We start from the raw sequence: 12,194 nt of genomic DNA, 5'->3' as shown, positions 1-12,194 counted from the left end.
CCGCGTCACATACCCGGAGATCTTATGCGCCCGTTTCCCCTCGGTGAAGAACTCGACCTGCTGCGCGAAACCGTGCGTGCATTCGCGGAGAAGGAGATCGCGCCGCGCGCGGACCTGATCGACCGTGAAAACGTGTTCCCGTCGGACCTGTGGCGCAAGTTCGGCGAGATGGGCCTGCTCGGCGTCACCGTGTCGAGTGACTACGGCGGCTCCGATCTCGGCTACCTCGCGCACGTGGTCGCGATGGAAGAGATCTCGCGTGCGTCGGGCTCGGTCGGCCTGTCCTACGGCGCACACTCGAACCTGTGCGTGCAGAACATCGCGAACAACGCGACCGAGGCGCAGAAGAAGAAATACCTGCCGAAGCTGTGCAGCGGCGAATGGGTCGGAGCGCTCGCGATGAGCGAACCGGGCGCCGGCTCGGACGTGGTCGGCTCGATGACCTGCCGCGCCGAACCGCATGGCGACCACTGGGTCGCCAACGGCTCGAAGATGTGGATCACCAACGGCCCGGACGCCGACGTGCTGCTGGTCTACATGCGCACCGCGCACCGGCCGGCCGGCTCGCGATGCATGACCGCGTTCATCGTCGAGAAAGGCATGAAAGGTTTCTCGACCGCGCAGAAGCTCGACAAGCTCGGCATGCGCGGCTCGAACACCTGCGAGCTGGTGTTCGACAACTGCGAGATCCCGGACGCGAACCGCGTCGGCGAGGTCAACGAGGGCGTGCGCGTGCTGATGAGCGGCCTCGACACCGAGCGCCTGGTGCTCTCGGGCGGCCCGCTCGGCCTGATGCAGGCCGCGCTCGACGCCGCCCTGCCCTACGTGCGCGAACGCAAGCAGTTCAATGCACCGATCGGCACGTTCGGCATCATGCAGGCGAAGATCGCCGACATGTACACCGCGCTGCAGTCCTCGCGCGCCTACGCCTACATGGTCGCGCAGAACTACGACCGCGGCGTGAAATCGCGCATCGACCCGGCCTCGTGCCTGCTTCACGCCTCGCAGAGCGCGGTGCAGGTCGCGCTGGAGGCGATCCAGGCGCTCGGCGGCAATGGCTACATCAACGAATACCCCGCCGGCCGCATCCTGCGCGACGCCAAGCTCTACGAGATCGGCGCCGGCACCAACGAGATCCGCCGCATGCTGATCGGCCGCGAGCTGTTCCACGGCAAATCCTGAGATAGGAACTCCATGCTCGTGAAGCGGCGACTGCTCGCAGCTCGACGCATGCCATGCTGCCGGCGATCTGCTCGTATCTATCCGGTGACCGTACGGCGCGATCCGGACCGGCAGCCACCGCTTCTACGGACTGGAATCAGGCAAGGCGGACGTACTGCGCGAGAGCGGAAAGTTTTTCACGTCTGGAAGCAAGTCGACGGCAAATGGAAACTCGCACGAGCCTTCAGCTTCGACCATCATCCGGCGGAATGACGGCCAATCTGCTCAACACCGGCAGCGTGATAGGCACAATGCCACGCAATGATCGGAATCGCGTGGAACGCTGATAATGCAAAGAGCGTAGCTTAGCGACAATCGCTGCCGCGGCTTGCGCGAAATCCGCACGCCCATGACAATTGGCGCCGCCGAATCGCACGCGCGGTGAGATTTGCCGACATGAATCAAGCCCTCTACTTGACTGCCAGCCATCCCGCAGCTCAAGCAATGTTGCTGGCTGCGTTCGGCCTGTTCGGGCTTTGTCTTCGGCGCTATCGCACCGCTGCGGTCTTTTGCGCACTCGGCGGTCTTTGGATCACGCTTTGCGCCATGCCGGCGTTCGCCGGCTTGCTCAAGCTGGGGCTGGAGAATCAGTACCCCCGCTACGAGGCCGCAACGTACCCAACGGCAGACGCGATCGTGGTACTCGGCGGTGGCGACTCACCCAGTTTCGGCGCGAGCTCGCATGTTGGTACTGGTACGTCGAGCGTTCAAGCAACTCGAGCGGGCCTTGGCCTTGAGCTATATCGTGAGTCCAAAGCCCCTATCGTTCTGCTCTCCGGCGGCGATGGCGAAGCTGTCGACATGGCTCACCAGCTTGAACAACAGGGCGTCCTCGCACAGTCGCTGAAAGTGGAATCCACAAGTGTCAACACGTACCAAAACGCATTGTATTCTGCAGCCATCCTCAGACATGAAGGTCGCAACCGTATTTTACTGGTGACCTCTTCCTGGACCATGTCGCGCGCAGCTGCGTGCTTCAGACGGCAAGGATTGGAAGTCATCCCGGCACCTGCTTTCGATAGAGAGAACACGCGCCGGGCCCTTTCCTGGCAACCTCAGCGAGCATCACTTGCACAGAGCGGGCGCTGGCTGCACGAATACATCGGACTATTGGTCTACAAGCTGCGCGGTTGGGCTTGAGGGGATTCGCCCAATAGTTCGCGATATACGTTGAGAGTGCGATCAATGATGATGCGCTCATCAAAGTCAGCCAATGCCTTGACCCTGGCGGCCTGTCCTAATCGCGCCGCAAGTGCCGGATCGTTTATCAGTCGCGCGATGGCTGTTGCCAGACCGGACGAGTCGCGTACCGGCACCAACAATCCATTCACACCGTCCGTCACCACTTCGCGACAACCCGGTACGTCGGTGGTGACCAGGGGCAAGCCGCAGGCGGCGGCTTCGATCAGTGACTTTGGTAAACCCTCGCGATAACTCGGCAATACCACGACATCGACCGAAGCCAGCAACGCGCGCACGTCCTCGACGTGCCCCAGCCATTCGAGCACGCCTTGCGCGACCCAGCTGCGGACCGTATCTGTCGGGACTGTTGCAGGGTTGCCGGGGTCGGGAGTACCTGCGAGAAGGAATTGAATTGCATGCCCGCGCGCGCGCAAAGCTCGGGCTGCATCCACGAATTCAGCCAGTCCCTTGTCCCATAGCAGGCGTGCGGCCAACAGTACACGCGGCCTGACCATCGATGATGGCGCCACTGATGCACCAGACGGTGTGAAATGCGTGCAGTCGACTCCGGATCCCGGAATCAAACGAATATTCGCGGGATCGATCAGCTTCGCACGCTCAAACAATCGCACGTCGTCCGGGTTCTGCAGAATCAGCCGTGCATGAGTCCCGCCCAATGCAGCCCGCAACAGTCTGCGAACCAGTGGCCTCAAGGCCCGGGCCTTGGGTGTGCTGCTCGTGAACACGTAGCCCATGCCAGCCACTGCATTAATGCGCGCAGGTACACCGGCAAGACGTGCCGCAAGCGAGCCATACACCGCGCACTTGATGGTGAACCCGTGCACCATCACGGGTTTTTCGCGCCGGAACAAACGAAACAAATATGCCAGCAAACGAACCTCGCGCAGGGGATTCAGGCTGCGCCGATGCATTGGCACGGCCTCCCATCGCAACCCCAGGTCACGTAGCTTCTGCCCATAGTCACCCGCGGGAGAAATCAGCAACACCGCGTAGCCGGCAGACTGCAGCTCCAACGCCAGCGACCGGCGAAAGTTGTACAAATACCAATCCGTATTGGCGTAGAGCACAACCTTCATCGACATGCTATGCATGCGCTCACGACCATGGCATGAAGTGGTATGGCACCCAATAGGGTGCATCCACGGCGTAGTTCAGCCATACGAACTGTACAGCCGCGTAATACACGCCCACCCCAACGACAATCAGGGTTCGTGTGTTCGTGGTGCGTGCCAGCAGGTACAGCTGTGAGAACACGAACAATTGCAGAGGAATCAGGTACAGCGCCATGCGGTCCACCGCTGTCGAGGCCATGAACACCAGTGGTACACAAGCCAGTGCGAGGCCCGCGAACAAGCTCCAGAGTCGACGGCTCTGCGGGTCCTCGACCAGCCGTTTGCGGAACAGGAGCAGCAGCGCGGCGGGTAGCGCGTTCATCAGCACCCGGATCAAGCCACCATGCGACTGCATCTGCGCCTGGACATAGTTGGCCCACAACGTGTCGGTGTCGGGTTGCAGCAGCAGAACGTACACCGTTGCGAACGCGACTCCGACCCAAAACGCGGTCCACACCCGCCGTCGAGTGGTGACAATCGCGGCGATGGGAATCAGCAGCACCGCGGTCCTGTGGAACAAGGCCGCCAACGCTACCCAGATCACGAACGCGCGCGTGCGGCGTTGCCCCAACGCGACCAGCCCGAGCATCACCAGTCCCAGCGCGACCGACTGGCGGGTATAACCCATGCCGACAACGATAAGCGTGTACGGCACGGCCACCAGCAGCGCCAGCCAGGGATTGGGCAGGCTGCGACAAAAGCGCCCGATACCGATCATCATGATCGCAGCGCAGACCAGATTCACTGCGTAGATGTCACCGCCCAGCCGTGCTGCTATCCAGTTCAGCAATGAATAGGCAGGATCGCCGAAGCTCAACGCTCCGGCAAAGTCGAGTGTGCTGATATAGTCGAAAGTAGGGAGATAGTTGAACCAGTCGCCGCCGACTTGGTCCCGCAAACCCATGAACGCCGCTATCACTGCGGCGACCAACAGGAACATCACCAGCGCCTGGCGGCGCGGCAATCGCAGCGGAAACGCCACCCCTACGGCCGGCAGCAGGAACAGTATCCAGTAGACCAGCATTACTGTCCCTGCCCCGTAGTCTCCAACCACGCCTGGAACATCAACACGGACCACAAGCGGTAGCCGAATGATCGATTACCGTGCTGATGCGCTTCCCATACGCGGCGAATCTGCGTTGGCTCGAAGTACCCTTCCCGTCGAAGCCTGGCTTCATCCAGCAAGGCTGCGGCCCAGTCACGCAAGCGGCCGCGCAGCCAGCTATCCAGCGGAATACCGAAACCCATCTTCGGCCGATCGATCAGGTTCTGCGGTACATACCGATACAACACCCGCCGCAACGCGATCTTGCCTTGCCGTGATGCGCATTTCATCGATGATGGCAAGCACCAGGAAAATTCGACCACCCGGTGATCGAGGAACGGCGCGCGTGTCTCCAGCGAAACGGCCATCGCGGCGCGGTCCACCTTGACCAAGATATCGTCGGGCAGATAACTCAACGTATCGACGGCCATCATCCGGTGGATTGCCTCGGCCAACCTTGGCCATGCTTCGCGCCGTGAAATTGTCGTTGGCCGGCGAACCGCTCCACGAACGACATTTTCAGGCTGCTCCCACTGGGTCACCAACGCCATGTAGAGTTCGTCGAGATTACGAACATCTAGCAGGCCCTGACCCAGCTTGTGTGCCTTGTCGCCGATCTGCGCCTGGTTCAGCAGGCCTGCAAATGGTCGCGCCAACCGGTCCCATTGCGATGCTGAAACGCCGATCAGCAGTCGTGCAAACTGCTGGCGCAGCGGATGCGGCACGAACCGCAGCACGTTCCATACTCTGGGAGCCGCAAAGTAGCGGTTGTAGCCGCCGAACACCTCATCGCCGCCGTCACCGCTCAAGGCGACAGTTACATGCTGACGTGCAAGCGACATTACCAATGCAGTCGGCAGTTGCGAGCTGTCGGCGAAGGGCTCGTCGTACAACAAGGGAAGGCGTGGCACTGCATCGAGGACATCGCCTGCATGCATGAACAGCTCGGTATGATCGGTGCCCAGATGACGCGCCACCGCGGCGGCATGCACCGACTCGTCGAAGGCTTTCTCGTGAAAACCGATGCTGAACGTCTTCACTGGCCGCATTGATTGCGCCTGCATCAACGCGACGATCGTCGAGGAATCCACGCCGCCCGACAGCAGTGCCCCCAGCGGTACGTCAGCCAGCATCTGCCCAGCGGTGGCTTGTCGCAGCACGCGCTCCAGCGCGTCAGTCACTTCGGTGCCATTCAGTGCGATCGGGTTCCTCTGTCCGGCTTCTGCGGCTTCTGAAAAGGACCAGTAGGCAACCGGCGCAACAACGCGCTGACCTTCGTTGAGCGTGAGCAGCGTACCCGGCGGCAACTTCGAGATGCCACGCCAGATCGAATACGGTGCCGGGATGTAGTTGTGACGCAACAGCAGCGCTAGCGCATCGCGGTCGATGCGGTGCTCGAACGCAGGGTGCGCCGTCAACGCCTTCAACTCCGAGCCGAACAGCAGCACCCCGGCCTGCCATCCGTAATACAACGGCTTCTCGCCAAGGCGATCTCGCGCGAGGCTAAGCGTGCGCTGCGAACGATCCCACAACGCCAGTGCGAACATGCCGACGCTGGCTTTCAGTGCGCGCTCCAACCCCCAGGCCTCGATGCAGGCGACCAGGATTTCGGTATCGGAATGCCCGCGCCACGCTGGCGCGTCGCCGTCCGCGTGGAGTTGTTGGCGCAATGCCAGGTGGTTGTAGATCTCGCCATTGAAGACGATGACATAGCGCCCGCTGGCCGACAGCATCGGTTGAAGCCCGGCCGGCGACAGGTCGAGGATCGACAACCGGCGATGCGCCAGCGCGATGCCATTCTCTGCATCGACCCACGCGCCCGAATCGTCGGGGCCGCGATGCGCGATCCGTTCGGCCATGCATACCGAAATCGCGGCCATGGCACCGGCTTCGGTTCGATCCGTTTGCCAGAAACCGGTCAGGCCACACATCAGCTAGTCGCTCCTGCAACGATTTCGCGGATTACCTTCGTCAACACCGGCAGATTCCGCTGCAAGGAATAATGCTGCGCTACACGCCCGCGTCCCGCCTGCCCCATAACTTCCCGCAATGCCGGCTCGTCGCGCAGCATGCGAAGCGCGTCTACCCACTGCTGCGGCGTCGTGGCCAGCAACCCACAGTCAGGCTGCACCACATCGCGGTTGGCTCCCACCGACGAGGCGATGACGGGAACCGCGCATGCCATGTACTGGATCAGCTTGAACGCACATTTTCCTCGGGCCCATTCATCGTCTGGCAGAGGCATCACTCCAACATCGAACATATTGATCAGCTCGACCTCCGTCCGCTCCTGCCACTCGACTTCCACGACAGTGACATCAGGGACATAGGGCGCCTTGCCGCCGATGACGACCAGTCGCACCGGCCCTTCCCTGCCGATTGTCGACAGCGGACCCACAAGCGCGGACAGATACGGAGCTGTCGAGGGAGACCCAATCCACCCCACCGTGAACATGTCCCCACGGGAACATCGCACCGGGAGGTAGCGCTCGGTATCGACCACGGTCGGAAACAAATGAGTATTCGTGTTGCGCCGTTGCGCATACTCAGCTAACAGGTGATTGCCAGCGGTGATAGCCGCAGCCCCTGCCATTACCCGATCAAACTTCCCTCCGAGGATCGGCCGCAATGCCCTCAACCGCCGCGTGCGGTATTTCAGATAGAGCGCATCATCGAAGTCATACACGTAGGGCCGCCGTAGCAAAACGCGTTCCAGCCAACCCGGCATCAGCGGAAACAGCTCGCAATGCAGTATGACTGCATCGAAAGCACACTGATTCCGCAGATCTGCCATGCGGCGCCAGCCTGCATCAAACAGGGCGGCAAAAGGCATGACCGCACCGCGGAACCGACGACGCAGATACTCGTCACCGAGCAGATGGCTAATCTGCAAGTCGATGCCATGCGCTGCCAAGCCCGGGACATACTGACCGAGACGACAGCGCGTGCTCGCCGCCAAAGGGCCATATAGCGCCAAGCCGAGAACCTTGATCATTGCTTGATGCCCACCGCGCACCAATAAGGCGCGCAATCCGAGAACACGATATCGCGCAACCCGGCAGCATGCATCATCGTCCGAATCTCATCACGCGTGAAGCGACGTTCCAGTGGCGTGCCGAATCGGTCCCGCGAATCCGTTCGCATGGTGTAGAAGCTGCGGCGGCGGTAATAGGACAGCGGCATGCCGGCGACGCTCAATCCGAACCACTCGAATAGCAGAGACAAACGCGCCAGCGGGTAGTAAACGCCAAACGCCAACGCGTCCGTGAGGGAGTGCTTGAGCGGCGCTGGCATGTGACAAATCACGCGTCGCAGCAGATCCGAGAAGCGCCACATCATTTTGAATGCGGTTGATCGGTTGTCGAACGCGTAATACAGATACACCAGAAAAGGCGCACCAGGCCTGAGCATAGCGACACAGGAACGGATCGCAGCGGCCGTATCCGGGACGTGGTGCAACACCCCGAGCGAGTAGCCAAAGTCCTGGCTGTTGGGAGGCAGTGGCTCATCGTCGACTGCCGCCCGATGGAAACTGACATTGGGCTCGTCTTCCAGCGCCCCCCTGGCGACCTCCAGCGCACCGGAAGGATCAATGCAGTGAAGATGCCCAACTTTCGGCGCCATCAATCTCGCCCATCGCCCCGAACCACAGCCCATATCGAAGCCTGATGCTCCCGCAGGCAAGGCCGCCCATGGAAACACGGCAAAGTACGCATCAAAGATCGTGCTCGCCTCGTCGTCGGACAATGCAGATTGATCAAAACGCAACCATTCATCACCAAAGCTATTGACGGTGGCAGGGTCCAAATTCCGTTTCACGTGCTCACCCGCCCAGACTTTCATAGACTGCCCGATAGCGCGCCACCCCCTCATCCAGCGAGAAATGCCGGTGCGCCGACTCGACGCAACGCGCGCGAATGCCTGGCGCGTCCACTAAGTCCATCAACTGTCGCAGCCCCTGGTCCAAGGCGCCTGCATCAAAGCAGTCAATCGCGACACCCACCTCATCGTCGCGCAATATCTGCGCCATGTCGCCGACTCCGGCGTTGGCGAGGCAAGGTATGCCGCAACCCAGGAGCTCGCCGAGTTTGGTCGGCGAGGACGCCTGCTTCGAGAATACCGGCTTGATGAAAAAGACCGCCGCGTGCATCCGCGCCATCTGCGCCGGAACCTCGGCATGTTCGGCCGAGCGCAACTCCACGGCCTCCATCGGCACCCCGCCAGCTGCAATGCGCTCACGGACGTAGGCGTGTTCGTTACGGTTGATGATCAATAGCCGCGCGTCCGGGCGGAGCGTCCGCAGTCGACCGAAACAGGCCACGGCGGCATCGAACAGATACCAGGTCCCGGCAGAGCCGACATAACCGAGCACAAAGCCTCCGCGAGGCGCATCAACCGGAGCAAATCGGGCCAAATCGGCACACGTCGGGATGACTGTGATCGGTGGCATGCACCCTTGCAGGTACGAAAATCGCTCCATCTCGCGTACCGCTGCATGGGTGAGTGACACCACATGGTCGGCCCTCAATAGAAAGCGCCGCTCGAACCATTTGGCGATGTGATACAGCCGGCCATCGCGAGGCCATAACCCACCATCGACGCGCTCGTCCGCCCAGAACCCACGCATATCGAACACGAACTTTGATCCGGCAGTTGATTTGACCGTCATCGTCATGACGGCGGCGACATAACTCCGCGCGTGCACGATCCGCACCTTATGGCGCACGACCAGCCATAGCGCCGTCAGTGCGCCGATCATGATGTCGTAGGCGGTGGCAAGCGCAGAAGGCCGCTTGTGGTAGCGGCGCGGATGCCAATGGATTCCGGCCGCCCGAATACGCGCAGCGACATCATTGCATCTGGCATTGTCAGCCCAGTCTTCGGCTTTCTCGAAGCTGAGCAGATGGATCCGACGCCCAGCGACCAGGCGCTCAAGGTATGCCAGCACCTGCGACTGCCCCAGTGGCTCCAATATTCCATCGTAGGAGATGAACAGTATGGCTGTCATGAAGCAGCCAACCATTGCCTCTCTCTTGTGGATTTTCTCCAGTCGAGAAACAACTTTCCATACATCAATACAGGCGCCAACATATAGCTGAGCCGAACCCAGAGCGGCGTCTCGTACCAAAGCAGCAGAGCGGCGGCACCCACCATGAAGGTACCTATCCAGAACAAGGCGAGTTGGCGGAACCCTATCTGCGCAACGAGGAGCAACCAGACCGCGCCGCAGGCTGCAATCGTGCAACTCGCCAGCGCGTGCGCGGCAGCTGGCGCCAAAGGCCCGATGTATGGAAATAGAATTTTGCTGCCAATCAAATAAATTGCGTAATAAGCGATCCATCCAGCCATGTAAGTACGCAGCTGCGATGTCGCCAGGAAGAAAACCCCCAAGGTGAATGCAAAGAAATAGAAAAAATCTCCCACGAATTGCGCCGGGAAGAATCTGGTCGCATCGATAAAGGCGTTGGTGTAAGCGATGCTGATCAACACATCCGGGAGGCAGAGTGCTCCCAGCGAAGCGAGCGAGCTGAGGATCATCACCACACGCAGCACGCCGAGCAATTCCTTTCTGACCTCCGGCGTATCTCCAAGCTTGCTCGCCATCGGATGCAGATGCCCCCAGACGCCATTCGTGATGAACGGTAGGGAATATGCGCTGAAAGCCAGCGCCACTTGCAGCAGACCATTGGCCCTGGCACCGTACAACGCAAGCATCTCGCTTCGGACGTACAGCACGCAGAGGTAACCTAGAGCGGTGGTAGCCAGCATGACTGCGCCAAAGCGAAACAGAACAACGAACTCGTGGAGATCGAACACAATGGGAAATACGTTTCGCCACGAGTCCCCGATCTTTCGCAGGTACCACAAATAAGAAGCGAGCAGTGTTGCGCTACTGATGCCGAGTGCAAAGAGCGCGCCGGAAATACCCCGTGCATATACCAACCCAACATACAGCCCCAGCTCGATCAGCGCCGCCATCATGGACGCTTTGACATAGAGATCGTAGCGATCACGCGAGTAAAAAATTCCCTCGATATATCCGGAAGCGATGACAGAGAACGGCACGCCCATCAGCACCGGAAGGATCTGCCAGCGCGAGATCGTGCCGCGGAACACGGTATCCAGAATGAACGTGGCGTTCCAGGAAACTACGAACGTGTACAGCCCAATCAATCCGAGCAGCGAGACGAATGCTGTTCCCCTGGTAATGCGCTCGGCCTCCGGGTCACCGAGTCTCGCAGGCTGTCGTATGCGATTGATGATGCCCACTGCGAGGCTGATAGACGTCAGCGCAATCGCGACCAGGTTGAATTGCACGGCCTGAGCCAGGATGCCAAGTCCCGCCACACCAATCGCAATCGCGAGCATCTTTACCCGCACGAAACCGGCGATGAGCTTGACAGCGCCAAGCCCGCCGCCGCTGACGAATCGGTTGATCACAGGGAGGGCGAGTAACGCTCTCACGTCAGTTCTGCATAGAGTCCAAGAAGCGCCTGCGCATAGCCGTCCCGAGAAAATTCCCGGTGTACCAATCGGCTGCCATTCTCGCCAAATTTCTTCCAGAGTACGGGCTGGGCACACAGTTCCAGCATACGATCGGCCAAGGAGCCTGCGTCGTCCTGCTCACAGTACAGCCCGGTTTCTCCGGGAATCAGCGAGAGTTCCGCGCCCACAAAAGGCGTGGCGATCACCGGCACTCCCGCCGCCTGCGCAGCGACCATGGTCAATGCAGGCCCTCCTTCGTCGTCCCCGTTTGAGGCCGTGGTCGAGGGGGCCAGGAAGACATCGTGCTCAGAGAGGAGACGATTGAAAAGGCTGACAAAATTCGGACTCAGGCCGTTGTTTATAAGGGTGGTGTGATGTTCGAGCTCCAGTGCCCTGACCATCTCCTCCAACCAACCGGATGGACCATATCCCATCATGGTCAGATGAACCCGCCTCCCCGCATCCACCACCTCGCGGAACGCACGGAGCAATACAGCGTGCCCTTTCTTTTCCACGAATCGTGCCACGATGAGGAATCGGGTCGTGCCATCGAACTCGCGCGACCGAAACGGGTAGTGTTCGATACCCGCCGGCAAGTTGATGATGCGAATCTTGTCGTTGCCACAACCGATATCCACCAACCGCTGACGCACAACCTCGCTGAGAACAACAAAGACCGATCCTCGCGCAAACAATTGGCGATAGCGCTGCACGATAACCGGATCGGAGAGCGCAGCGCTCGCATCCACACCATATAGCGACACAACCACCGGTCCGTTGCTCTTCTGCAAAAAATGCAAAAGGTTTGCGGCGGTAGTGCCGAAATGGACGTGCACCAGGTCGGGGCGATGTTGGCGCGCGTGCTCTGCGCAAAAACGCTGGAAGAACTGCCAAAAAAAAATACGCCGCGCACGCCGATAGATACGCCATCCAAACGCTGCTGAACTCTGCGCTATCGCGCTCGTCTGTCGGAGAACATAAGTCTCCGGCAGAAGCGCCGCGCCATTCGCAATCAAGTGACCAGCCACAAGCCTTGAAACCAGGCCATGCTCGATCGCAACCGGATGACTCTGATCAAATAACGCAGGAGAATAGTCATTCCAGATATGCAGGACGCGAGTCATCGC

The 12,194-nt window shown here is 60.3% G+C and carries 10 protein-coding genes; 2 read left to right on the top strand and 8 right to left on the bottom strand.

What is annotated here, in order from left to right; genetic code table 11:
* Window positions 1-24: 24 nt before the first annotated feature.
* Window positions 25-1,182: an isovaleryl-CoA dehydrogenase gene (locus tag ABD002_RS03900; RefSeq protein ID WP_343787357.1), complete on the top strand. Its 1,158-nt coding sequence runs from the start codon at window positions 25-27 to the stop codon at window positions 1,180-1,182.
* 435 nt (window positions 1,183-1,617) lie between these two features.
* Window positions 1,618-2,361, top strand: a complete 744-nt coding sequence (locus ABD002_RS03895; protein ID WP_343787355.1) for a YdcF family protein — start codon at window positions 1,618-1,620, stop codon at window positions 2,359-2,361.
* On the opposite strand, the gene ABD002_RS03890 is transcribed toward ABD002_RS03895, so the two are convergent.
* Genes ABD002_RS03890 through ABD002_RS03855 form a run of 8 tightly spaced genes read right to left on the bottom strand, consistent with a single transcriptional unit; the run spans window position 2,337 to window position 12,191 of the window.
* A complete protein-coding gene (locus ABD002_RS03890) occupies window positions 2,337-3,506 on the bottom strand; it encodes a glycosyltransferase family 4 protein (RefSeq protein WP_343787353.1) in 1,170 nt (389 codons plus the stop codon). The genes ABD002_RS03895 and ABD002_RS03890 overlap by 25 nt on opposite strands.
* A gap of 13 nt (window positions 3,507-3,519) precedes the next feature.
* Window positions 3,520-4,560 (bottom strand): EpsG family protein, encoded by a 1,041-nt coding sequence (locus ABD002_RS03885; protein ID WP_343787351.1) that lies wholly within the window; start codon window positions 4,558-4,560, stop codon window positions 3,520-3,522.
* Entirely contained in the window at window positions 4,560-6,512 is a 1,953-nt protein-coding gene (asnB, locus tag ABD002_RS03880) for an asparagine synthase (glutamine-hydrolyzing) (RefSeq protein WP_343787349.1), read from the bottom strand. The genes ABD002_RS03885 and asnB overlap by 1 nt, the downstream gene beginning before the upstream one ends.
* Window positions 6,512-7,576 (bottom strand): glycosyltransferase, encoded by a 1,065-nt coding sequence (locus ABD002_RS03875; RefSeq protein WP_343787347.1) that lies wholly within the window; start codon window positions 7,574-7,576, stop codon window positions 6,512-6,514. The genes asnB and ABD002_RS03875 overlap by 1 nt, the downstream gene beginning before the upstream one ends.
* On the bottom strand, window positions 7,573-8,424 hold the full coding sequence (locus tag ABD002_RS03870) for a class I SAM-dependent methyltransferase (protein WP_343787345.1): 852 nt from the start codon (window positions 8,422-8,424) through the stop codon (window positions 7,573-7,575). Before ABD002_RS03870 ends, ABD002_RS03875 begins: the two co-directional genes overlap by 4 nt.
* Complete coding sequence (locus ABD002_RS03865; protein WP_343787343.1) at window positions 8,405-9,589, bottom strand: glycosyltransferase; 1,185 nt, start codon at window positions 9,587-9,589, stop codon at window positions 8,405-8,407. The genes ABD002_RS03870 and ABD002_RS03865 overlap by 20 nt, the downstream gene beginning before the upstream one ends.
* Complete coding sequence (locus tag ABD002_RS03860) at window positions 9,586-11,046, bottom strand: MATE family efflux transporter (RefSeq protein WP_343787340.1); 1,461 nt, start codon at window positions 11,044-11,046, stop codon at window positions 9,586-9,588. The genes ABD002_RS03865 and ABD002_RS03860 overlap by 4 nt, the downstream gene beginning before the upstream one ends.
* Complete coding sequence (locus tag ABD002_RS03855; protein WP_343787338.1) at window positions 11,043-12,191, bottom strand: glycosyltransferase; 1,149 nt, start codon at window positions 12,189-12,191, stop codon at window positions 11,043-11,045. The genes ABD002_RS03860 and ABD002_RS03855 overlap by 4 nt, the downstream gene beginning before the upstream one ends.
* Between the last annotated feature and the right edge of the window lie 3 nt (window positions 12,192-12,194).

It is taken from the genome of Dokdonella soli (assembly GCF_039523175.1).
Taxonomy (GTDB): domain Bacteria; phylum Pseudomonadota; class Gammaproteobacteria; order Xanthomonadales; family Rhodanobacteraceae; genus Dokdonella_A; species Dokdonella_A soli.
The sequence above is the reverse complement of the archived record's forward strand: the minus strand, read 5'-3'. Positions and strand labels throughout refer to the sequence as shown.

Coding starts and splice junctions, on each gene's coding strand:
- ABD002_RS03900 (WP_343787357.1), top strand. CDS start 25: ATGCGCCCGTTTCCCCTCGGTGAAGAACTCGACCTGCTGCGCGAAACC.
- ABD002_RS03895 (WP_343787355.1), top strand. CDS start 1,618: ATGAATCAAGCCCTCTACTTGACTGCCAGCCATCCCGCAGCTCAAGCA.
- ABD002_RS03890 (WP_343787353.1), bottom strand. CDS start 3,506: ATGTCGATGAAGGTTGTGCTCTACGCCAATACGGATTGGTATTTGTAC.
- ABD002_RS03885 (WP_343787351.1), bottom strand. CDS start 4,560: ATGCTGGTCTACTGGATACTGTTCCTGCTGCCGGCCGTAGGGGTGGCG.
- asnB (WP_343787349.1), bottom strand. CDS start 6,512: ATGTGTGGCCTGACCGGTTTCTGGCAAACGGATCGAACCGAAGCCGGT.
- ABD002_RS03875 (WP_343787347.1), bottom strand. CDS start 7,576: ATGATCAAGGTTCTCGGCTTGGCGCTATATGGCCCTTTGGCGGCGAGC.
- ABD002_RS03870 (WP_343787345.1), bottom strand. CDS start 8,424: ATGAAAGTCTGGGCGGGTGAGCACGTGAAACGGAATTTGGACCCTGCC.
- ABD002_RS03865 (WP_343787343.1), bottom strand. CDS start 9,589: ATGACAGCCATACTGTTCATCTCCTACGATGGAATATTGGAGCCACTG.
- ABD002_RS03855 (WP_343787338.1), bottom strand. CDS start 12,191: ATGACTCGCGTCCTGCATATCTGGAATGACTATTCTCCTGCGTTATTT.